Below are 21785 nucleotides of genomic sequence, written 5' to 3'. Positions count from 1 at the left end.
GGTATACAGTTGTGTACACACGTGTACACTCATCCCTCCTAGGTAGGAGGTGTTCACTTGGCATATCTAGCCTAGGACATAGATATTTCTACCTTCGGCGTATGCTCCTTGACGACCTTGCCCTCGCACTATGCTGATTTCATGCGTCAGCCCTGCCTGAATAGGCGCTAGTTCCCCTCCTCTCGCCCAATATACTCCACTGGCACGGGGACTTACCTCCAGGAGCGAAGGGAGCAGCTTGAGCCCTTCTCTCCTCAGACAAGTAGGGAGGTAGAGGTTGTAAGGAGTTAGTCCTCAGGAGATGTATGGGGTTGTTTCCGTAACTTTGCATAGCTTTACGACATCAAGCATTTGGTACATCACGATTATACGACTTATGACTTACCCAAGACGATATCGCATTAGTATCCTCCTAGCTCTCCTGCTCATCTTCTCCGTAGAGGGCTTCGCACAGACTGCCCGACGGATGCGTGAGCACGAGGTACAGCGTGAGGAGACTGTCTATAGCATCTCCCGAAAGTACAATACCTCCGTGGAGCGTATCTATGAGCTCAACCCCTGGGCTAAGAAGCAGATCAAGGTCGGGGACAAGCTCCTCATCCCTACAGACACTACCACTCCTACCCGAGTACAAGAGCGAATCCACAAGCATCGAGTAGAGGCGGGAGAGACCCTCTACCGCATCACCAAGATCTATGGTATCGAGCTTAGTGACCTGCTACGTGCTAATCCCGGTGTGACCTCCTCCAACGTACAGGTGGGTATGGAGCTCAATATCCCAATGCGTAGGGAAGAGGGAAGCACTACGGCTGCCGAGATCAGAGACGCCGAGCATAAGGTAGACTCTACGGCTAGCCAGGTCGCCTCCGCACCGACACGAGTGCTGATGCTTCTCCCTCTGACCCAGGGGCGTCGCTATGTGGAGTTCTACGAGGGTTTCCTACTCGGCATGTATGACCTCAAGAGAGCTGGCATCTCCATCCAGCTCACGACACTGGACGTAGCTAATATCGGCACCCTGCAGGGCTATATCGCCACAGGACAGCTCGCCGATAAGGATCTCGTGATCGGAGGCGTCGATGAGGCGCAGATCCGTGCCATAGCAGAGGCCTCAGGCTACAGCTACTATGTCGTGCCCTTCAGCCGCATAGATAACCTCACCCCACGAGCAGGGCGCATCATCCTGGCCAATGCTCACTCGACAGACATCATAGAGCGTACGATCCCCTTCTTCCTACAGCGATACAAGGGACGTGAGGTAGTCTTCACACGCAGAGCAGGCGACACGGAGGAAGCCTTCGTCACCAAGCTCCGCCCTGCCCTAAAGAAGGCTGGCGTCTCCACCCGTACCATCACTCTCGGTAGTGAGTCTCCCGCTAGTCTAGGGAGCAATACCGTCGTCGTACCTATCGGAGCAGACCGAGCTCTCGCACAGGCTACGATAGCCCTAATCGGGGAGCATGCCTCTGGGGTAACGCTCTTCGGCTATCCGCAGTGGCAGAGCTATGGACCAGCATTCCAGCAGAGCCTACACAAGCTGAATACGACGATCTACTCCTCCTTCTTCTTCGACCCCACGAGTAGCGAGTCTAAGGACTTCCTGACCCAGTACAACACATGGTTCGGTCACAAGATCGACAACACCTTCCCCAAGTACAGTGTACTAGGCTATGACCTAGCTCGCTACTTCATCCGCTCCTATGCGACCTACGGGAAGAACTTCGTCACCAGCAACGTAAATCCCTACAACGGGCTACAGCTCGACCTGCACCTACAGCCTACTCAGGAGGGGGTATATACCAATACCCGCTTCTACATGGTCACCTATAGTAGTACGGGATCCATCCAGCGCGAATCTATCTAGCCGATGAGACGAGCAGCTTTCCTACTCGGCCTCGGGCTACTGCTCGCCCCCCTATCTCTCGGGGCACAGGAGCTCACGAAGCCAGCCTTCCGCCAAAGGCTCTCAGTCGGGGTACATGGGGGTGTCCTAGCTAGTCGCTTCTCCTTCGTACCGACAGTCAGCCAGCGTCTGCACATAGGCAATATGCTGGGAGCGAAGCTACGCTACGACGTAGAGCGGGGTGCCTCACTCCAGCTAGAGGTCAATGCCGTACAAGCAGGGTGGCAGGAGAAGTATGATGCTGCCTCCACGAGCTATACACGTGACCTCTCCTACATCGAGACTCCTCTACTGGCTCATCTATACCTAGGGCAGGGGAGCTCTCGTATCTTCGTCAATGCAGGCCCCTTCGTCGGCTACGCCCTCTCGGAGCGAAGTACCTCATCAGGTGAAGCCAATATGTCTGCCGCTGCCCTAGCTCGCCATGCCAAGGCGATAGAGAGTCGCTTCTTCTGGGGACTAGGTGGTGGTCCAGGTATCAGCATAGGTATTGGGGAGCACCATCGCCTAGAGCTAGAGGGGAGATTCGTATATGGCTTCGGCAACATCTGGAATGCCGATCGCACCAATAGTGCTGAGACCTACGTACAGTCCTCCGAGATGCGCTTCGGGGGCTTCCTCAGCTACCTCTTCTACTTCTAGTCCACACACGGCCAACGATCCCCCCACCCTACGCAAGTCTAGCCACTAGACTATACCTCGCTCGTGAGGAGACCGAGCTAAGACAAATACGAACAAACAAACAAACAAACAAACAACGTACACCTATGAACTTCCTCAGAAAGCCTATCCTCGCTCTAGGACTCTTCCTCGCCCTAGGAGCGAGCGTACAAGCACAGAGCAGCAAGGCTGGCTATGTCAATGCCACCAACGTGAATATGCGTAGCTATCACTCGACCCAGTCCAAGGTCGTGGGCAAGCTACAGAAGGGTGAGACAGTCCTCGTCCTCAACCAAGCAAGCACTAATAGCAACACCGTAGAGGCCATCCTCCTCAAGGATGCCAAGTTCTACTCTCAGGACGGAGAATACCGCTTCACCCTACCTAAGGGCAAGGCCGTAGAGCTCCTAGCCTTTGACCCCGAAGAAGACGTCTACCATGTCGCCTATGTCAATGCAGGCGTCAAGGGCTTCACCAAGCTCGACCGCACCTCCGTCAAGACGATCACCTACGAGCAGTGGTACTACATCCAGACCACGAAGACTAAGAAGCGTGCCTGGGTACTAGCTCGCTACATCGATCTAGCCGAAGATGTGGATGAAGATTCCATCGTAGTCTATGAAGAGTAAGCACCTCCTAGCCCCCACGCTCCTCGTCCTCCTCACGCTCAGCCTCGGGACTCTCTACGGACAGAGGAAGAGACGCTCCCAGCCTAAGGCACAGCACCCCAAAGAGCAACAAGCCAAGACAGGCTCAGATAGCACAGCCAAGGCAACGACCTTCCTGCCCGCTAGTCGTGAGCTAGTGATAGGACGAGTATCCTATGTGAGGAACCCGCACTTCCGTCAGCTGGGCACGAAGTACTCCGTCCCCTCACGACAGATCTACCTCCAGCGTATCGTAGCCGACCAATTCGAGGCGATGAGCGATGCAGCTGCTAAGGACGGCATCTCCCTCAGAGCTCTCTCTGGCACGCGCACCTTCGACCAGCAGAAGGGGATCTGGGAGCGCAAGTGGAGCACGCGCAAGGGATCGCCCGAGGAACGAGCCCGAGACATTCTCCTCTTTAGCTCTATGCCCATGACCTCCCGTCACCACTGGGGCACGGACATAGACATCAATAACCTAGAGAACTCCTACTTCGCCTCTGGCAGAGGCAAGGCTGAGTATGAATGGCTCTGCCAGCATGGGCACGAATACGGCTTTGCACAGGTCTTTACGGAGAAGACTGGAGGACGTCCAGGCTACGAACTAGAGAAGTGGCACTGGTCCTACCTCCCAGCCTCAGAGGTCTATCTCCAGTACTATCACGATCATATCCAGTACCGAGACATCACGGGCTTCACAGGCGCAGAGACAGCTAGTGCTCTGAAGGTAATCTCCGACTACGTAGGTGGTGTAGAGACCCCCAAGGCACGTGAGCTCTTCCCCTGGAGCAAGAAGTAGCCCCACTCTCCAACATCACAGCCCCCCTCTCCCCCCAACATCACAAACCAAGATCAAAGAGGCTACCACCAGCATCCCTGCTGGTCGGTAGCCTCTCTGCTTTTCTCCCTCCACTCCGTCCGCCTACTTAGCGACGCCCCCCTTGTTATCGCCCTCGACCTGAGCAAGCAACCATACCATCAGGCATTATCCCGATCCCCTAGGACTGACACATGAAGTCACTAAAAGGCTGAGAGTAAAGTCCTCACGGCACCGACTCCGAAGATAGAAGCATCTATACCCTAGTCACATACGGATCAAGCATATACCTGCTACCTAGGAGGGAAAAGTATACACGTGTGTATACAACAGTATACCTGCGTGTATACAACAGTGTACACGCGTGTACACTACAACGCTCTCGGTATGTTCTCTGTGGGGCTCTCTCCTATGCCCTGCCTCGGGGACAATGCCTAGATCCTCTATAAGATACGGGTAAGGCTCCCTAGGAGATGGAATAATACCCCCAAAGAAGCTCCAGAGTAGCGAATACGAAAAGAGAGCATGTGTCACTCCTTCCCTAGCCCCCTACCCCCTTACGGACTTGCCTCCCTCCTCCTATTTAGGATCGAATAAAGCCCGAGCAAGCTCTCCTCTCTTTTCCCCGATCATCAACACTTGGGAAAGCTTCGCTCCTCTCCCCCTCACCTAATCAGGAGTATCTGTGCGAACTTTATAAGGTTATTCCCCTTATCCCCACCTCCTCGATACCTCACCCCTCACTATTTCCCTTATATATTTTATCAGGGTATATATACTTACCAACAAAACATCAAAAACCAACACCCACTTCTTAAAAACAACACCAAATCAAAACATTTCCTAAAAACAAGATACAACATATCGTTTTTATTCATAAATTTGTCCTCCGAAAGACAGGTTACCTAATTAGAGGTAGCCGTGAGTAAGTAAGATCAAAAAACAAGGAATAGTCAAGGTAATGGCAAACATCTTCACGGAGTTCCTCCATAAGCTTAGGGGGCACGGAGCTCACCATTCAGGGCAAGAAGGTATACACGACCCCAATAGGGAGGCAATGCGCTACACCACCTATCCCTCCCTAGAGACAATCGAGCAGACCGAACGTGTGGAGAACATCTCCGCTGAATCCCTTCTCTCGCTCGCAAAGCAGTGTATGAACCCCAAGCGTCCGCCCGTAGACTACGACACTGCCCTCTACTATGCCGAGGTAGCAGCCGAACGGGGCAATCGTGAGGGAATCGAGCTCGTCATCCAGCTCCTCGAGGGGAACTATCCCGAGGGTGACCATACCGAGCTCCTTGCCTTCTGGCGACGTACACGTGCCCAGATGAACCAAGAGGCGGCACTATAGGAGCCCATAGGGCACTCCATAGGCCCCTCACCGAGGGCTCCCCAGCTCCACAACAACCCTCTACCGAGGAAGCACACCCACACACAGACTAGGCGGCAGAGCAGGACACCGACCTGCACGACACCGACCTGCACGACACTAGGCATACCGATACGCAGAGGACACACGGAGGACACTCCCCCTAGCCATGCACAGCCGGCATCACCTTGATAGCATTATCAGGGAGGATAGCCTCGTGCCTTCCCCCTGGGATCTTCCCCATCGAGACCACCCATTATCACCAAATACACAGATTGTATAGCCCACCTCCCATCTAGCGTAAGTAAGTCCTGTAGATCAAGTATTAGCTTCACTTACAAATCGGGTACTTGTATCCACGAAAGTTTACTATTTTTGTAGAATAGATGTCACAAAAGTACCTACCCACGACAATGAAGAAGCTAAATGATTTGGATCTAAAGATACTTCGACGCCTCACGACCAACGCCCGCGTCCCACTACGTGACGTAGCTGAGGGAGAGAACAGCTCTCGCTCCTCAGTGAACCAGCGGCTACAGCGGATGATAGAGAGCGGGGTGATCACCTCACTGAAGTACCACGTAGACCCCAAGAAGCTAGGCTACAACACCTGCACCTATGTCGGTGTAAGGCTGGAGAGAGGTTCACTCTACAAGGAGGTCACGGAGAAGCTCAAGGAGATCCCCGAGATCACAGAGTGCCACTTCACCACTGGCCCATACACCCTGATGGTCAAGCTCTATGCTGTGGATAATAACGACCTAATGCGTATCCTCAACGGCACGATCCAGTGCATCCCAGGTGTAGTAGCTACCGAGACACTCATCTCTCTGGACGTGGGCTTCGACCGAAGCATCCATATCCCCAACGAGGTACCCCTATAGTGGTGGAGGATAGCCCCCGCTCCTTTAGCCTATCCGAGTTGCTTGGCTCTGTGCGGCGTTGCCTAGATCACTCCTTCCCCCAGCGCTACTGGGTGCGGGCAGAGGTGAGTGACTTTCGCCAAGCAGGACAGCAGGGACATGCCTACCTAGAGCTCCTAGAGAAGGGAGTACGTGGTGAGGTCGTAGCCCGTATCCGTGGAGTCATCTGGGCACAGGCCTATGCCGAGATCCAGCGACGCTTCGTACGTAGCGGAGTCGGACAGCTTGCCTCAGGGATGAGCATACTAGCACTGGTCGGTATATCCTTCCACGAGCAGTATGGGCTGAGCCTACAGATCACGGACATTGACCCGAGCTATTCGCTAGGAGAGATCGCCAGACTACGACTAGAGACCATAGCCCGACTACGCAAGGAGGGGCTCTACGACATGAACAAAGAGCTCCCCCTACCCTGCCCCCTACAGCGCCTAGCGATCATATCCTCTGCCACAGCAGCAGGCTACGGGGACTTCATGCGCCAGCTCCATGACAATAGCTATGGGGTACAGTTCTACACCGCTCTCTTCACCGCCCAGATGCAGGGCGAGCATACGACCGAGAGTGTGATAGCGGCTCTGGATCGCATAGATAGACATAGGGAGCACTTCGATGCGGTCGTCATCATCCGTGGCGGTGGAGCCGTGAGTGAGCTACGAGCCTTCGACGAATATCGTCTATGCGAGGTATGTGCCCAGTATCCCCTCCCTATCATTTCAGGTATCGGGCACGAGCGAGACGAGAGCGTCCTAGACCTCATCGCACACACTTCGCTCAAGACCCCGACGGCAGTAGCAGCCTTCCTCATCGACACTCAGGTGGAGCTCTTAGCCCATCTACAGGAGATGCAGAGACGACTCCCCGAGATCCTCCAGCGACTATCCCTCGGCCGAGGACAATACCTACAGGGGCTGATCACCCGGCTACAGCTCGCTCCACGTGAGCACCTCGAGCACGAACTCAGACGAGGCGAACGTCTACAAGCTCGCCTACAGATAGGAGCTCGAGCTTACCTCCAGAGCACACGACACACACTGAGACTACAGATGGAGCGTATTCCCTCCATCCTTCGCTATCGAGTACAGGAGATGAGACACGGCCTTTCCCGCTTAGCCTCTACCCTGCCCCTACTGCTCACCCACCGCCTAGAGCGAGAGAACACCCAGCTAGGACACTGGGAGCAAGCGATCCGCCTATCCCACCCAGATAATATCCTCAGCCGAGGCTTCAGCATCATCTCCTCGGCAGGAACCATCCTCACCTCTAGTACCTCCGTGACGACTGATATGCCCCTAGAGCTACGCTTCCACGATGGTATCGTCCATGCCACGGCCAAGAGCATCCAACGAGCACAGCAGGACAAGAGGTCCACTTCCCGAGGATCCTCCCAGCCCTCTCGGCCGGTAGAGGATGAGCGTGAAGGAGCGAAGTAGCGCCACCCACAACGCATAGAGGCGATGCAGTCCGTAGACTGCATCGCCTCTATCTATTATATACTATATCTGTAAGGGGGGAGCTTAGAGCGAGAGCACTGTGAGGATCGTCGCCAGCAGAGCTAGGATAGCATATAGCTCTGGGAAGACCGCCATCACCATCGTCGCACTGAAGACATTCCCTCCATTCCCAATCGACTGGATACCATTAGCACAAACCTGAGCCTGACGGATAGCCGAGTAGGCACCTACGACTCCGAGGATAACCCCTGTAAAGAAGATAGCCCAGGCAGTAAAGGTGGTGATAGCACCTGCTGCACTCAGCTTCTCCAGAACTCCCTTAGCCATAAAGAAGCCAACGAAGCCATAGAGCCCCTGTGAGCTAGGAAGAGCAGAGAGCCCGATATACTGCCCGAAGGCATCGGGATTCTTCTTCATCGCACCAACGGCTGCATTACCACAGATCGTTACTCCGATGCTGCTACCGATACCTGTCAGACCTACCATCAGCGCAATGCCGAGGAAAGATAACATCTCATTCATAATCTTACTTAAGTTAATATGGGTTTATGTTGTTCTTATTTCTGCCTAAAGGGTGTGTAGGCCTTACCTCCACCCTCGAACTCACTATTCTTGTAGTACTCCACAAAGGTCAGACGGAGTGGGTGAACAAAAGCACCGATCATAGCGATACCAAAGTTCACTCCATGCCCGAAGAGTAGGATCAGTAGTGCGACCAGCCAGCCCAGCACATGGCTCACCACGGAGGCACCACTACCCGCTGCAGGGACACACGACATAGCCAGCTGGTTGAAGACCCCACCTAGGATCCCACCGGTCAGCCCGATAGCGAAGAGACGGATATAGGAGAGAGAGTCCCCGAGTAGCCCTGAGGCTGTCTCATACGTATTCCACATACCCGTACCAAAGTTTATGAAGGGGTTCTTGCCTGGGCTGTTGTAGAAGAAGGCTACGAGTACCGAGAGCCCCGCCACTCCATAGAGCGCATAGGTCACAGCCTGTGGGAGGACAACCCCTGCCATAGGTAGAGCATAGACAAGACCTGCCGAGGCCAAGAGGAGTACCCAAGCAAAGCCAGAGAGGGAGTAGCGCCAGCCATGCTGTCGCCCCTTCTTGTAGGCTCCGATAGTCTTAGCAAGTAGTACTTGTAGAATCCCGATGACTACCGAGGTCGTCATCATCTTCTCTTGGCTGAAGATATTCACTGGACTATGTGCCCAAGGGAGCTCAATCCCAAAGATGCCGCCCATCATGAGCCCTACACCGAAGGCACCCAGCCCGAGCCACTGCAGGAGACTGATGATATTAGGCACCTCACCCTTGCTCCGAAGTCTAACGAGCGTAGAGACTGCGAATAAGACTAGCCCATAGCCTGCATCTCCAAAGCATAGCCCGAAGAAGAGCATGAAGAAGGGTGCGATCAGGTACGTCTGGTCGATCTCCTGATAGTTGGGAAGGGAGTATAGCTCCGTGATGAACTCGAAGCTACGGGTAAAGGCATTATTCTTGAGCTGTATCGGTACACGCTCCGTCTCAGGATCAAAGTCTATCTGACGGAAGTAGTACTTCCTTCCCTGAAGTGCAGCCTCGAAGCTCGGAGCCACATCCTTAGGTACGAAGCCCTCCAGGAGCATCAGCCGCTCGTCTGCCAAGCCATCTGCCTGGAGGCGCACCGTGCCGAAGGTAAGGCGGTTCTCCAGCATCACATCATAGCTCTGCAGTAGGGCATCATAGTGAGGCACCGAGGCCGAGAGTTGGTCTCGTGTGTCCCGAATAGCCTGCTCGGTGCTCTGGAGCTCTTCCTCTACCTCACGGATACTCCGCTGTGGATAGAGACGCTCCGCTTCGGGGAGTTCAGGTACTTCATCCACATGATGAAGTAGGACGAAGTAGACCTTCCCCGACTGCTCCCTTACCGAGACGACATCATGACTTGCACGGAAGTCCTCTGTGAAGCGAGACGACGGGAGAGTAAAGAAGCTGAAGTCATAGCCTACCTCCGTGAGCTTAGCGATCCCCTCCATAGAGAACTCACCCCAGGGGGATACCTCTATGGCTTCTTCGGTGAGTGCTGTCTTGCGCTCTGTGAGAGAAGCTAGGTGCGCTAGCTGTGACTCTATATCTGTGATGAGCTGACGCCCCTCCTCTTCACTGCTGAGCGTTGGGGTGGAGCTAGATCCAGCCACTGCGGACTCTGCACCTGCGGCAGGAGCCGTAGTGCTGACAGCCTCTGCTGTCTTATCTGTAGGGGCGTAGGGACGCAGGGAGCGACGTACCTCGGCCAGATGCGCACGCTCACTGATGATGCTCTGTAGCTCTTCGACCTCCTTGGTATTCTTCTGCTCCTGTACGTGGACGACCCCGAGCGAACGGAGCTCCTCTAGGAACGTCTCATACTCACGATGGAAGATGAGGAAGGCATACTTATTCATTGATTGGATCATAGAGCAGCACCTCCTTCCTTGAGTGCACGCTTCTCCATATTGGAGCGCATAATCTTCTGTGAAGCCTTCGATAGGCTCTCCTCGTCTTCGAGGAAGCGTTTGATCTTACGGATGGCATCCTGATAGCCTGGGATCTGCACCTTCTCGAAGAGGTTTACCTTCTGGGTAGTCTTCTTACGGGCATGCTCTAGGTACTCCATCTTGAGCCGTGTAAACTCTGCCTCGATACCTGTCGTGGCGAGGGTCTTGAGGAGCTCAATCCCCTCTGCCCACCAGCTGGGGGCATTGAAGATACTGAAGGGGCGCACCTCGTAGTGAATCTCCCCGAGGACGGGCAGCAGAACACCTGCTACCTTCTTCATGGAGAGATCGACACTACTGACGGTGATGAGGCTAGGGTCAAACTCTCCCCATAGCCTTGCCATCCCTTGGTAGCGACGGAGCTCCGCCTCGAGCTGTGCCTCTAGACGCTCGACCTCGGTCTTCGTATGCTTGACCTGCTGCCTGAGGGCACTCTCCTTGCTCTTGATGGTGGGCAAGGTGCGTACGCGCATCTTCAGTGCCTTCTCCTGCTGTTGGAGCGAGGTCTTGTTGTATTGAAATCGTATCGCCATAAGTCGTTTGATGGCTACCTAATTATTCCTTAGTCACGGTGGTGAGCTCGCTGTCTCGGACGATGATAGCCTGATGGTTCGTGATCGGCACGAGAGGTAGTTGGTCACCGTATGTAGCAAGTATATTCTCCACTATCTCGGCAAAGGGAAAGCTCTTGTAGTGTGGCAACGGATACTTAGTGATCGCTCCTAGTGCGGCAAAGGAGGTCAGCTCGGGTGCCACCTGGGTCTCATCCATTAGCTGAACATACTCGACGCTAGGTGCAAGGATCATAGCCCCTGCCGATTCTCCGATGTAAGGCTTCCCACTCCTGATCTCCCTCTGGATAAGCTTGTCCGCCCCCTTGCGCTTGAGCTCTTGAAGGAGGTAGAAGGTATTGCCACCTGAGATATAGATAAGGTCACCCTGCGAGAGGGAGACTGCTATCTCCTCAGGTGAAGCCTTAGAGACATCAAGGGGGAGCACCCTTAGCCCTAGCCCCTCCAAGCTCTCTTGCCCAAGCCTAACATACTCCGTGTAAGACTCGGGGATGCTAGCCGTGGGGATGAAGGTGACGACCTTCCCTTGTAGCTCCATAGGGCAGGCTTGCTCTAGTAGAGGGGCTACATCTGCAAAGGAGGAGCAGAGGAAAAGGAATATACTTGGGCTCATTCTCTGTGCTATTGGGCTCTGCTAGCCTAGCCACTCTTGGGGATATAAGGACTCCCCGAGGGTGGTGGCATCGTGCTAGGCTCTAGGCCTTAGGCCAGAACTGATCGACGAGGGACTGCTTGATGTTCACCTCCGCTGGACGGAAGTACTTGCCGAAGAGGCTCCATGCCGTATCGAGCATCTGCTCTGTGTCGATATTGACATCGATAGCGAGGAGCTCACGGGAGTAGTCTGCAGCGAAGCTTAGTGCACGCTCATCGTAGTCGGTTAGGTCAAAGCCATTCTCACGCTTGGTCTCTGCGCTCGAGGCGTCGGAGAAGAGGCGAACAGCAGCGTTCATCACCTGGGGGTGATCCACACGTGTCTTCTTACCGATAACAAGCTGCTTGAGACGAGAGAGCGAACGGAAAGGGTCGATGATGACCTTCCCTACTCTGCTATCACGACGCAGGTAGAGCTGACCCTCGGTGATATACCCAGTGTTATCGGGTACGGCATGTGTGATGTCTCCACCCGAGAGCGTCGTCACGGCAATGATCGTGATCGAGCCTCCGTCGGGGAACTGTACAGCCTTCTCGTAGATCTTCGCTAGGTCGGAGTAGAGTGAGCCTGGCATCGAGTCCTTAGAGGGGATCTGGTCCATACGGTTGGACACGATAGCCAGGGCATCGGCATAGTTCGTCATATCGGTAAGTAGGACGAGGACCTTCTCGTGCTGCTCTACAGAGAAGTACTCGGCAGCAGCTAGTGCCATATCGGGGATGAGGAGACGCTCGACAGAGGGGTCCTCTGTGGTGTTGATGAAGCTAACGATACGGTCAAGTGCACCTGCGTTGCTGAAGGTGTTCTTGAAGAAGAGATAGTCATCATTCGTCATTCCCATACCCCCGAGGATGATCTTGTCGCTCTTGGCTCGTAGGGCTACCATAGCCATCACCTCATTGAAGGGCTGGTCTGGGTCTGCAAAGAAGGGGATCTTCTGCCCTGTAACGAGGGTATTATTGAGGTCAATACCTGCGATACCAGTAGCGATGAGCTCGGAGGGCTGCTCACGTCTGACGGGGTTCACACTAGGGCCTCCGATCTCGACTTCCTTACCCGAGACGGCGGGACCTCCATCGATAGGCTCACCATAGGCGTTGAAGAATCGTCCTACGAGCTGGGGGCCTACCTGGAGGGAAGGAGCCTTTGCGAGGAAGATCACCTCTGCGTTGGTGGGGATCCCCTCTGTACCGCCGAAGACCTGTAGGGTGACTTCGTCTCCCATGATACGTACGACCTGTGCCAGGCGACCGTTGATCGTCGCCAGCTCTTCATTACCTACCCCTGTAGCTCGTAGCGTACAGGTAGCCTTGGTGATGTTCTCGATCTTGGTGTATATCTTTTGGAATGCTTTTGCTGCCATAGTCGTTTAGTTTTTTGTCCGCTGAGCGACGAGTGCATCTACCTTGGCTTCGTTGCGATCGAAGTCCTCGCTTCGGAAGACGACATAGCTCATTTGCTTGAAGGCATTGATGAGCTCCTTGAAGTACTCACTGACCTCTGTAAAGGTCTCGAAGGCTAGCTCTGTCCTACAGATCCGCATCACCTTGTCTACCATATAGTGCTGGCGCTCTAGTGAGCAGTTGCAGTCCACCTCATCGAAGGCATCCTGCTGGCAGATCACAAAGTCGATGAGTTCGCTCTTCCAGAAGGTCACATGGTAGTCCAGGGGTACACCATCATCCCCGAGGATATTGATCTGCTCGGAGATCTCCTTACCCTGCTGTAGACGACGCTTGAGTTCATTGACCTCAGCGATCCAGTCGGGGCTGATACGCTCGCTGACATAGGCCTGGAACTCGGGGTACTCTAGGTACTTCGAATAGCTATCAATAGGATTGACGGCGGGGTAACGCTTGCGGTCTGCACGCTCCTGCTCGAGGGCGTAGAAGCAGCGGGCTACCTTCTTTGTATTCTCCGTCACGGGTTCCTTGAGGTTCCCCCCTGCAGGTGATACTGTTCCGATGAAGGTCACAGATCCTGTCTTCCCATTGTTGAGGTGGACGAAGCCTGCACGTGCATAGAAGTTAGCTACGATAGCAGAGAGGTCCATAGGGAAGGCATCGGGGCCTGGAAGCTCCTCTAGGCGGTTGGACATCTCACGAAGCGCCTGTGCCCATCGAGAGGTAGAGTCTGCCATCAGGAGCACCTTCAGACCCATCGAGCGGTAATACTCCGCGATGGTCATAGCGGTGTAGACTGAGGCCTCACGAGCGGCGACTGGCATGTTGGAGGTATTGGCGATGATGATCGTGCGCTCCATCAGAGGGCGACCCGTATTGGGGTCCTTGAGTTCGGGGAATTCCTTGAAGACCTCCACGACCTCATTAGCACGCTCACCACAGGCGGCGATGATAACGATATCGGCCTCTGCCTGCTTACTGATAGCGTGCTGGAGCACCGTCTTACCCGTACCGAAGGGGCCAGGGATGAAGCCCGTCCCCCCCTCTACGATGGGGTTCATCGTGTCGATCATACGCACCCCAGTCTCTAGGAGCTTGTGAGGGCGAGGCTTCTCGGCATAGCAGGTGATGGGTCGCTTGACGGGCCACTTCTGCTCCATGGTCAGTGGATACTCCTTGCCAGCCTCATCGGTGAGGACGACTACGGTTTCCTTGACCGTATATGCCCCCTCGGGTACGATACTCTTGATGCTGTAGAGTCCCTCGAAGACGAAGGGCACCATGATCTTGATCGGCTGATAGTTCTCAATGACCTCCCCGAGCCAAGCTCCACTAGCGACACGGTCACCCACCTGAGCTAGGGGCTTGAAGTCCCACTTCTTATCCTCATCTAGGGGATAGGTGTAGGTACCACGACTGAGGAAGATACCCTCCATCTTGTCGAGGTCATTCTGTAGCCCATCATAGTTCTTGGAGAGCATCCCCGGGCCGAGGGTGACCTCTAGCATGTGCCCCTCGAAGGTCACAGCGTCACCGATGCGCATACCGCGGGTGGACTCGAAGACCTGAGCATAGGCATTCTTGCCGTTCACCTTGATGACCTCGCTCATGAGGGCGACACCGTCTACGGTGATGTAGCAGATCTCGTTCTGCGCCACAGGCCCATCGGCCTCGATCGTCACGAGGTTACCGACGACCCCCTTTACTATACCTTTTGTTGCCATTCTATCGTGATTCTATCTATTTTCCTTGATTACGCTATGGGTGCTCTTGCTTGCCCTAGCGGCGCTGGCTCTGCTTGAACTCCTGGAGTACCCGAGCACTCTCGCCCTTGAGTCCCAGGACGATCTCTCTGAAGGTACGTTCGCCTGTCGCCTCATCTAGCCTAGACCATCGCTCTAGGATGGAGAGGCGAAGGTAGTAGCAGAGTACATTGTCTATATCGAAGACTCGGACAAACGTCCATTCGTCCATCCACTGCCACTTCATCAGGTCTAGCAGTCGCTCTCTGCGAGCGATGTCCCGCTCCTCGGCGATACGGAGCACCTCACCTAGGTAGGGAAGCTCCTCACCTAGGTCGAAGTCCTTCGCTCGGGAGTGTCTCAGTGCCTCCTCCACCGGACCCTGCCCTACGACGTAGCGACTAGGATCCCAGCCAAGACGACGGCAGGTGGAGACGGCGAGGATGTTGCGGATATTCTTGTTCAGGCGGAACCACTCTCTTAGGAAGGAGCTACTGGATTGCTCTGCCCACTCGTAGTAGTACTGCGCTAGGAGGTTCTCTAGCGTGAGGCGGTCGCCTCCTATCTCATCGATCATAGCCTGATGCTCTACCTCCTCCTCATTGGTCTTGCTGGGTACGAAGTAGAGGTCGTAGACAAAGTGTGCCTGATAGTCAGGTATTCCACGGCTCTTGGGGAGCTTGCGCCCATGTCTGGCAGCGTCGATGACCAGACGAAGTGGTGCGAAGTGCTCTGGTGCCTCCTCGCTCTCCTCAGACGGCTCATGTGCTGGTAAATCCCCACTCCACACACCGAGGACCCAGTCCAGCAGCTCGGGGTGCTCCAGCTCTAGGTGCAGGAGCTCTAGGTAGGAATGGTCACGTGAGGTCAGGATGGGCTGGAGATCAGCATAGTAGTCAGCCACGCTCAGGGGCGGACGCTGCATCTCAGCTGTCAAGGCTGGCAACCCTGCTACTAGGGCATAGTACTTGGCCATAGCTCTTCCGTCTTTGTATTAGAAGAGCATCTTGGTCATCTCAGGACGAAGGAAACTCTTGAATAGCTCTACGAACTCTGCCTCACCGAACTGTACTCGGAAGCTCCCATCCTGGGGGGCGATAGCAAAGTCTGTGGGCTTACCGGCCACCTCACGGATCGTCACACCCTGCTCGAGTAGATGCTTAGCGTGGGAGGTGAAGTAGGCTCTTAGGCTCTCAGCATCAGCTGTCGTGATCTCGAGCCCATGGGAGAGGTCAAAGCGCTCGGCCAGCTTGAGGATCAGTCCCTGCACGAAGGCCTTGTCTGCAGTGAGGGCTTGTACACTAGACTTCGCCACCTCACCCTGTATCTGCTCGGCCACGCTACTCTTGAGAGACTCGACGAGCTGGGTGGAGTAGAGACGTAGCTCTGACTCGGTGTTTTTCCTTAGCTCTGTGGAGCGTGCCTCGGCAGCTCGGATCATCTCCTCGGCACGGCGACTAGCCTCTGCCTCGATCTTCTGTGCCTTGGCCTCTGCCTCAGCGATGAGGCGGTTAGCCTCTGCTTGACCCTTCTCGACTCCCTCAGTGTAGATCTTATCCGTCAGTTCTTGAATCTTTGCGTCCATATCTGATTATGTTTGTTGGTCGGCGATAACGGCGCAGGAAGAGGATGCCCCTCCAAGCGTCGTAGCAAAGGTAGCAAATAATTCCAAAGAGCAATAGCTCCCAGAAACTCCCCCACAAAAGGCCTCCTCTAGCCCACTATTCACCGAGGAATAGCCCCCACGACTGCCCCTCCGATATCCCCCCCTCTAGGCCAGTCGTCTCCACCCCAAGCGTTAGGAGGAAGCAAGGAGACACCCCCGCTTGGGGGAACAGCCCTCCCAACGCCCTCCGCATCGGGCATACCGAGAGGGTCACTAGAGAGCATACCGAGAGAGGGGGGTATAGGACATATAATGCTCACACCCGTGACCCTTGTAAGGCGATGGATACGAACATACCGAGTCCACCCTAGGGAGCATACCGAGCCCTCTAGCCCTCTCTCGGGAAGCGCTTCATGACTGCCCCACAGGGCTGACGTACGAAATCACTAGAGGCCGAAGACAAAGTAATCGAGAAGCACACACCGAAGATAGAAGCACCTGTATTCTAGGCATATAATGACCTAGGATATAGCTGCTATCTAAGAGGGAAAAGTGTACACGTGTGTACACAACAGTGTACACGTGTGTACACAACAGTGTACACGTGTGTACACAACAGTATACCCACGTGTATACAACTGTGTACACGCGTGTACACAACATCGCTCTCGGTATGTCCTCTATAGAGCTCTCGTATGTAGCTCTCCTCGGGGCTAACGTTAGGAGCCCCAGAGACACTGACAAGACTCAATGGGACATATAATTAGCACCCCCAAAGCGTCCAAGATGGCTGAATACAAACAAGGGATCAAGCATCAGCCCTGCCCCCCCTTCCAGCATCACTTGTCCCCACACATTACATTATATATATGTGCATATATCCTAGATGGTCACCAGCAGAGTGAGTGCCTAGGGAGGGGATGGGTGGGAAGAAGGGGCACGAGAGAGCACTAGAATAGTTATCTTTGCAACAGCCGTGAGGCGAAGCTCCTCCCCATCTGATGGGGACAAATGAATAAGCAATAAGAGTCATAGACAAGGCAAGATAATGCAACAACCCTCATCCCTCTGGTCACGCTTGGCACCCCCAGTCGTGCGTAATCTCATTGTCATCAACCTCATCATCTGGGTCGCCTCAATAGTGCTCCTACGCCGGGGTATTGACCTCAACGATCTACTGGGGTTGCATTACTTCGCAGCGGATAAGTTTCGCCTCTTCCAGCTCGTGAGCTATGCATTCCTACACAGCACCTCCTCCCTAGAGCATGTACTGTCGAATATGTTTGCCGTCTGGATGTTTGGCTCTGCGATAGAGCAGGTGTGGGGATCACGTAGGTTCATACTCTTCTACATACTCTGCGGTATATCAGCAGGACTCACACAGGAGCTATTCTGGATGTATGAGCTCAGTGGTATCGAAGGCTACCAGATGGTAGATATAGGCACAGAGATTCTCTCCACACGAGCCTTCCTCGATCTCCTCATCACGGTAGGAGCGTCGGGCTCGGTCTTCGGGCTACTGCTTGCCTACGGGATGCTCTTCCCCAACTCCTATGTCTTCGTGGGGTTCTTCATCCCGCTCAAGGCAAAGTACTTTGTCCTCATCTATGGAGCACTAGAGCTCTACCTCGGTACGCATAATACGGGAGGGAGTGTTGCACACTTCGCCCACCTCGGGGGAATGATAGGCGGACTGATCCTAATCCTTCTATGGCGCAAGAGAGGTGAGATCTCACGTCAGAGCTTCAACTAATCGTCTACTGCGCTACCTCGCAGATGCGACTATGATCCGGAGGATCGTAGTGGTACAGGTCGTGCTGTACCTACTACTCGTCCTCATAGATGGGGTGCTCACCCTCGTCTCCCCGATGCGCTGGTGGAATGCGGGGAGTCTCCTTGCCTTCCAGCCTACGGTAGGCTATCTAATGGATCATCCGTGGACGCTCCTCACCTATATCATCCCACACGACAGCCTGTTCCATATCATGGGTACGGCCCTCCTACTCTCCATCATAGAGCGTACCCTAGAGGAGCGGCTACTCCCCTGGCGTGTGCTCGTGCTCTATCTCTATGGGGCACTGGCGGGGGCACTAGCTGACCTGCTCGGCTACTACCTAGGTGGAGCACTCGGGCTCTGGACTCCACTCCCTATGGAGCTGGTCGGCTCCCAGCCTGCAGTGCTCTCGCTCCTAGCGGCCTCCCTCACCCTACACATCCGCAAGAGAGACACCCCACGCGAATATACCATCGTAGGGGTAAGTCTTGTCATCATGCTTGCGGTAGCCTGCCTCGGGATGTCCTCGTGGAAGGCAGGCTTAGGTGGGCATCTACTAGCCCATGTCGGGGGGATCACATGTGGGGTCGTCTTTGCCCTCCTACTAAGCCGAGGCATCGACCTCACAGCCCCCGTAGCTAAGCCTCTAGGCAGAGCTCTCCGCCGTATATTCTCCAGCCTAGAGGACAAAGTAGACTCTGGCAAGCGTACTCCCGAGGACGAGGCACTCCTAACGCAGCTAAAGCAATCAGGCTACGAAAGTCTCTCCGAGGACGAGCGCAGACGTCTCGATCTGACTAGGCAAGACGACACGAAACAAACTCACTAGATGAAAAATAGACTATCCTCTGGTCCGCTCCTACGGATCAGCTCACATATCATCAAGGTTACGCTCATCGTCCTGACGGTGATCGTAAGCCTTACCTTTTTACTCGGAGCTTACTCGGGCTATATTCGTCCCTCTAAGTGGATCATACCTGCCCTCCTTGGGCTCTTCTTCCCCGTCCTACTCGTCCTACAGATGGGGGTGACGATCCTGTGGCTACTGGCCTTCGATCGCAAGCGACTACTCATGCTCTGCGCCGTATGGCTCATCTCCCTACCCCAGCTCCTCATATACTTCCCCATCAACCGCTCGGAGCGTGTCTCAGACGAGCACAGCGAGCCTACAATCCGTGTGCTCTCATATAATGTATGTGCCTTCGGCTTCAAGCCCCATTCGGACGTAGCCCCCAACGCCACCCTGCAGTACATCAAGAGCAGTGGGGCAGACATCGTCTGTATCCAAGAGGCTATGCTGAACCAAAATCCCTTCGCAGGGGTCGTCTCCAAGACCCTCAAGGGCTACCTCAGTCAGGACTATCCCCACATACGAGTCATACGTGTCAATAGAGGGGGCAGTACCCTAGCCATCCTCTCCAAGCACCCGATCAGCAGTGTGCATGAGATCCCCATCCCCTCGTGGGTCAATGGGGCAATCGCCGCCAAGATACTCGTCCACGACAAGGAGATCCTCGTCATCAATGCCCACCTAGAGTCCTATCACCTAGGGCGTGTAGATGGAGAGGAGTACCTCAACCTCGTCAAAGAGGGTAATGCGATCCGCCTACAAGATGCCCTCCGAGCCAAGCTCTCCCCTACCCTCAAGGCACACGAGGAGCAGGCCCAGATCCTACAGAACTTCATCCAAGAGCATAGCAAGGAGGGACATGTGATCGTCTGTGGAGACTTCAACGACACTCCGCTCTCCTACCTCCACCGCCGAGTGTCGGAGGGAATGGAGGATGCCTTCGTGGAGCGAGGCAATGGCTTTGGCTTCACCTTCCATACACGTCCCTTCTACGTACGTATCGACCATATTATATATGGCAAGGCCTTCCGTGCTCTGAGCTGTCAGGTAGACCGCTCAGCAGCTGAGTCCGACCATTATCCCATCGAGGCTGTACTCGCCCTATCTCCTAGCCCAGCCGAGTAGCATATCCACATCCATCCTCTTCAAGTCCCCCAGCCCTCAGAGCCCACTCCCTCCTACATCCTATAGCTAGCGCAGGATCCACCCCGTACCTCATCTAAGAGAGATATATGAGAGGCCTCCGCTACGGGTCGCATCACTTAGTCATTCATCGCCCTATGCTTCATAGCAAGATCCGCCAGTATATCATAGACTTCCTCGTCGGGCCCCTATTCGTCCAGGGGCAGGGAGTGGATCGTTACCAGCGACGCTTCCAGGCTGTCGGCTACACCGATGACCCCGAGGAGATGAAGCAGTACCCTGTGGTGATCCTCCCCTCGGGCTTCTTCGAGGGCAAGAACTACGGTACCGAGAGGAGCTATCCGAGCCTGCCCCTAGAGCAGTGGCGGGGGATCCCGATCCTCTTCGGATCACCTAGAGAGGAGTGGAGCAGTGATGGACGGCAGGTCATCATCCATGCGGACCTCATCGCCTCGAGCTACTTTCTCCTCTCCAGATATGAGGAGATGTACCTACGACATGAGCGGGACGAGCAGGGATGCTTCCCCGGTAAGAGCTCCCTACCCTACCGAGCTGGCTTCATCCATCGCCCCATCATAGATGAGTACGGCTATGCACTGCGTGAGATACTCATCAGCAGTGGTATCGCTGATCGGTACAACCTCAGGATCCCCGAGCGAGCCAAGACGTTCAGTGCCGTACATCTCACGCATGACCTTGCCCGCCCCTACAACTACAGAGGCTGGAGGAGCTTCCTGAGAGCTTGGCTGAAGGAGAAGAAGAACCCCTTGACGGCACTCAAGCTAGCCTTTGGCTCAGACAAGGAGGATGACTACTATACCTTCCCCAAGTTCCTCAAGTGGGATCGTGAGCTCAAGGACTACCTCCCTAAGGGCGTAGCGCATATCCACTTCTTCGTCAAGATGCCCTCTCGCCATCAACTGGATCGTCCCCAATATCACCCTCGCTCCTCCTATATGCGCCGAGTGCTCCTAGAGGCTCGCCGTGTAGATGCTCGCCTAGGTCTCCTAGGTAGCCACACTGCAGCCCTGTATACGGATCGTATCGGGGAGGAACGTAAGGCCTTCGAGCGAGTCTATGGCCAGCCTCCTATGGGCCTTCGTTATAGCTCTCTGGTGGCCTGCGAACCCGAGGACTACCTGCAGGCCCTCTATTCGGGCTTTAGGCACGACTACACGATGGGCTATGCCGATGTAGCAGGCTTCCGGCTAGGTACCTGTCGCCCTGTCCGCTTCATCAACCCCAACACCCGTCAGCTCACCGAGCTCACCCTCCACCCCCTCATCCTACGAGACCTCACCCTCAGTGATCAGAAGGCTATGGGACTGAGCCACGAGGAGGCAGAGCAGGTAGCAAGTGACCTAGTACGTACGACTGCCCGATACAATGGGGAGCTGACCCTGCTGTGGCACAATGACCTCCTCTCCCAGAAGACCCATCCCTGGCACTCCGTCCTCTACCGAGCCCTCCTTAGGCTGATCGAGGAGATCGACCGAGAGGTCACCGATGCCTATGAGGAGGACTCCCCCCTTGCCTCCTACTAAGTTCCGCACCCCGTAGAGCTATTCCCCACACCCATCTACCCATACAGAGTAAGTATAGTCCAGCTATAAGCCCCACTCGACGATCGACAGCTATGTCCACAGACCTCTTTCGCCCACTCACCTTCGACTCCCCCTCCCCCTATCCCTTCCTCATCTGTGCTGGTCCATGCAGCGCAGAGACAGAGGAGCAGACCTACG

General features: G+C 54.9%; 19 protein-coding genes. 11 read left to right on the top strand and 8 right to left on the bottom strand.

Translation table 11 applies throughout. The features are described from left to right. Positions 1-376 precede the first annotated feature (376 nt). The 7 genes from QZ554_RS05185 (at position 377) to xseA (ending at position 7752) form a co-directional block, all read left to right on the top strand. On the top strand, positions 377-1864 hold the full coding sequence (locus QZ554_RS05185) for a LysM domain-containing protein (protein WP_297194807.1): 1488 nt from the start codon (positions 377-379) through the stop codon (positions 1862-1864). Between the two features lie 3 nt (positions 1865-1867). Next, positions 1868-2545 carry a porin family protein gene (locus QZ554_RS05180; RefSeq protein WP_297194806.1) on the top strand — a complete coding sequence of 226 codons (678 nt, stop codon included), beginning with the start codon at positions 1868-1870 and terminating at the stop codon, positions 2543-2545. Positions 2546-2670: 125 nt separating this feature from the next. Continuing rightward, on the top strand, positions 2671-3192 hold the full coding sequence (locus QZ554_RS05175) for a hypothetical protein (protein WP_297194805.1): 522 nt from the start codon (positions 2671-2673) through the stop codon (positions 3190-3192). Then, positions 3182-4009 (top strand): M15 family metallopeptidase, encoded by an 828-nt coding sequence (locus QZ554_RS05170; protein WP_297194804.1) that lies wholly within the window; start codon positions 3182-3184, stop codon positions 4007-4009. Before QZ554_RS05175 ends, QZ554_RS05170 begins: the two co-directional genes overlap by 11 nt. Positions 4010-4988: 979 nt before the next feature. Beyond that, the gene (locus tag QZ554_RS05165) at positions 4989-5381 is read left to right on the top strand and encodes a hypothetical protein (RefSeq protein ID WP_297194803.1); all 393 of its coding nucleotides are present in this window, start codon (positions 4989-4991) and stop codon (positions 5379-5381) included. A 431-nt stretch (positions 5382-5812) separates the two neighbouring features. Next, positions 5813-6283 carry an Lrp/AsnC ligand binding domain-containing protein gene (locus tag QZ554_RS05160; RefSeq protein WP_297194802.1) on the top strand — a complete coding sequence of 157 codons (471 nt, stop codon included), beginning with the start codon at positions 5813-5815 and terminating at the stop codon, positions 6281-6283. 2 nt (positions 6284-6285) lie between these two features. Then, the gene (gene xseA, locus QZ554_RS05155; protein ID WP_297194801.1) at positions 6286-7752 is read left to right on the top strand and encodes an exodeoxyribonuclease VII large subunit; all 1467 of its coding nucleotides are present in this window, start codon (positions 6286-6288) and stop codon (positions 7750-7752) included. An 84-nt stretch (positions 7753-7836) separates the two neighbouring features. On the opposite strand, the gene QZ554_RS05150 is transcribed toward xseA, so the two are convergent. From QZ554_RS05150 to QZ554_RS05115, 8 genes are all read right to left on the bottom strand, one after another. Then, on the bottom strand, positions 7837-8295 hold the full coding sequence (locus tag QZ554_RS05150; protein ID WP_297194800.1) for an ATPase: 459 nt from the start codon (positions 8293-8295) through the stop codon (positions 7837-7839). A 35-nt stretch (positions 8296-8330) separates the two neighbouring features. Beyond that, entirely contained in the window at positions 8331-10217 is a 1887-nt protein-coding gene (locus tag QZ554_RS05145) for a V-type ATPase 116kDa subunit family protein (RefSeq protein WP_297194799.1), read from the bottom strand. After that, the gene (locus QZ554_RS05140; protein ID WP_297194798.1) at positions 10214-10831 is read right to left on the bottom strand and encodes a V-type ATP synthase subunit D; all 618 of its coding nucleotides are present in this window, start codon (positions 10829-10831) and stop codon (positions 10214-10216) included. The genes QZ554_RS05145 and QZ554_RS05140 overlap by 4 nt, the downstream gene beginning before the upstream one ends. 22 nt (positions 10832-10853) lie before the next feature. Beyond that, positions 10854-11483, bottom strand: a complete 630-nt coding sequence (locus tag QZ554_RS05135; RefSeq protein ID WP_297194797.1) for a Type 1 glutamine amidotransferase-like domain-containing protein — start codon at positions 11481-11483, stop codon at positions 10854-10856. A gap of 82 nt (positions 11484-11565) precedes the next feature. Then, entirely contained in the window at positions 11566-12888 is a 1323-nt protein-coding gene (locus QZ554_RS05130; protein ID WP_297194796.1) for a V-type ATP synthase subunit B, read from the bottom strand. 6 nt (positions 12889-12894) lie between these two features. Further along, positions 12895-14652: a V-type ATP synthase subunit A gene (locus QZ554_RS05125; protein ID WP_297194795.1), complete on the bottom strand. Its 1758-nt coding sequence runs from the start codon at positions 14650-14652 to the stop codon at positions 12895-12897. A gap of 55 nt (positions 14653-14707) precedes the next feature. Beyond that, positions 14708-15646: a DUF2764 family protein gene (locus QZ554_RS05120; protein WP_297194794.1), complete on the bottom strand. Its 939-nt coding sequence runs from the start codon at positions 15644-15646 to the stop codon at positions 14708-14710. A gap of 18 nt (positions 15647-15664) precedes the next feature. After that, on the bottom strand, positions 15665-16255 hold the full coding sequence (locus QZ554_RS05115) for a hypothetical protein (protein ID WP_297194793.1): 591 nt from the start codon (positions 16253-16255) through the stop codon (positions 15665-15667). A gap of 1069 nt (positions 16256-17324) precedes the next feature. Here QZ554_RS05115 and QZ554_RS05110 point away from each other — a divergent pair. The 4 genes from QZ554_RS05110 to QZ554_RS05095 all read left to right on the top strand — a co-directional run bounded on the left by QZ554_RS05110 (position 17325) and on the right by QZ554_RS05095 (position 21587). Beyond that, a complete protein-coding gene (locus tag QZ554_RS05110; protein WP_297194792.1) occupies positions 17325-18029 on the top strand; it encodes a rhomboid family intramembrane serine protease in 705 nt (234 codons plus the stop codon). Positions 18030-18060: 31 nt separating this feature from the next. Then, positions 18061-18879, top strand: coding sequence for a rhomboid family intramembrane serine protease (locus tag QZ554_RS05105; RefSeq protein WP_297194791.1), 819 nt, complete (start codon positions 18061-18063; stop codon positions 18877-18879). Beyond that, positions 18880-20025: an endonuclease/exonuclease/phosphatase family protein gene (locus tag QZ554_RS05100; protein ID WP_297194790.1), complete on the top strand. Its 1146-nt coding sequence runs from the start codon at positions 18880-18882 to the stop codon at positions 20023-20025. Between the two features lie 155 nt (positions 20026-20180). Next, positions 20181-21587: a polysaccharide deacetylase family protein gene (locus QZ554_RS05095; protein ID WP_297194789.1), complete on the top strand. Its 1407-nt coding sequence runs from the start codon at positions 20181-20183 to the stop codon at positions 21585-21587. Positions 21588-21785: the final 198 nt, after the last annotated feature.

The organism is uncultured Porphyromonas sp. (assembly GCF_915070105.1).
Classification (GTDB): domain Bacteria; phylum Bacteroidota; class Bacteroidia; order Bacteroidales; family Porphyromonadaceae; genus Porphyromonas.
Note: the sequence above shows the minus strand (reverse complement) of the source record. Positions and strands in the feature narration are given on the sequence as shown.

Bases quoted from the DNA above. Each gene is read 5' to 3' on its own strand.
- QZ554_RS05185 (WP_297194807.1), top strand. From the start codon at position 377: ATGACTTACCCAAGACGATATCGCATTAGTATCCTCCTAGCTCTCCTG.
- QZ554_RS05160 (WP_297194802.1), top strand. From the start codon at position 5,813: ATGAAGAAGCTAAATGATTTGGATCTAAAGATACTTCGACGCCTCACG.
- QZ554_RS05140 (WP_297194798.1), bottom strand. From the start codon at position 10,831: ATGGCGATACGATTTCAATACAACAAGACCTCGCTCCAACAGCAGGAG.
- QZ554_RS05170 (WP_297194804.1), top strand. From the start codon at position 3,182: ATGAAGAGTAAGCACCTCCTAGCCCCCACGCTCCTCGTCCTCCTCACG.
- QZ554_RS05115 (WP_297194793.1), bottom strand. From the start codon at position 16,255: ATGGACGCAAAGATTCAAGAACTGACGGATAAGATCTACACTGAGGGA.
- QZ554_RS05130 (WP_297194796.1), bottom strand. From the start codon at position 12,888: ATGGCAGCAAAAGCATTCCAAAAGATATACACCAAGATCGAGAACATC.
- QZ554_RS05100 (WP_297194790.1), top strand. From the start codon at position 18,880: ATGAAAAATAGACTATCCTCTGGTCCGCTCCTACGGATCAGCTCACAT.
- QZ554_RS05110 (WP_297194792.1), top strand. From the start codon at position 17,325: ATGCAACAACCCTCATCCCTCTGGTCACGCTTGGCACCCCCAGTCGTG.
- QZ554_RS05095 (WP_297194789.1), top strand. From the start codon at position 20,181: ATGCTTCATAGCAAGATCCGCCAGTATATCATAGACTTCCTCGTCGGG.
- QZ554_RS05120 (WP_297194794.1), bottom strand. From the start codon at position 15,646: ATGGCCAAGTACTATGCCCTAGTAGCAGGGTTGCCAGCCTTGACAGCT.
- QZ554_RS05175 (WP_297194805.1), top strand. From the start codon at position 2,671: ATGAACTTCCTCAGAAAGCCTATCCTCGCTCTAGGACTCTTCCTCGCC.
- QZ554_RS05180 (WP_297194806.1), top strand. From the start codon at position 1,868: ATGAGACGAGCAGCTTTCCTACTCGGCCTCGGGCTACTGCTCGCCCCC.
- QZ554_RS05135 (WP_297194797.1), bottom strand. From the start codon at position 11,483: ATGAGCCCAAGTATATTCCTTTTCCTCTGCTCCTCCTTTGCAGATGTA.
- QZ554_RS05125 (WP_297194795.1), bottom strand. From the start codon at position 14,652: ATGGCAACAAAAGGTATAGTAAAGGGGGTCGTCGGTAACCTCGTGACG.
- QZ554_RS05165 (WP_297194803.1), top strand. From the start codon at position 4,989: ATGGCAAACATCTTCACGGAGTTCCTCCATAAGCTTAGGGGGCACGGA.
- QZ554_RS05105 (WP_297194791.1), top strand. From the start codon at position 18,061: ATGATCCGGAGGATCGTAGTGGTACAGGTCGTGCTGTACCTACTACTC.
- QZ554_RS05150 (WP_297194800.1), bottom strand. From the start codon at position 8,295: ATGAATGAGATGTTATCTTTCCTCGGCATTGCGCTGATGGTAGGTCTG.
- QZ554_RS05145 (WP_297194799.1), bottom strand. From the start codon at position 10,217: ATGATCCAATCAATGAATAAGTATGCCTTCCTCATCTTCCATCGTGAG.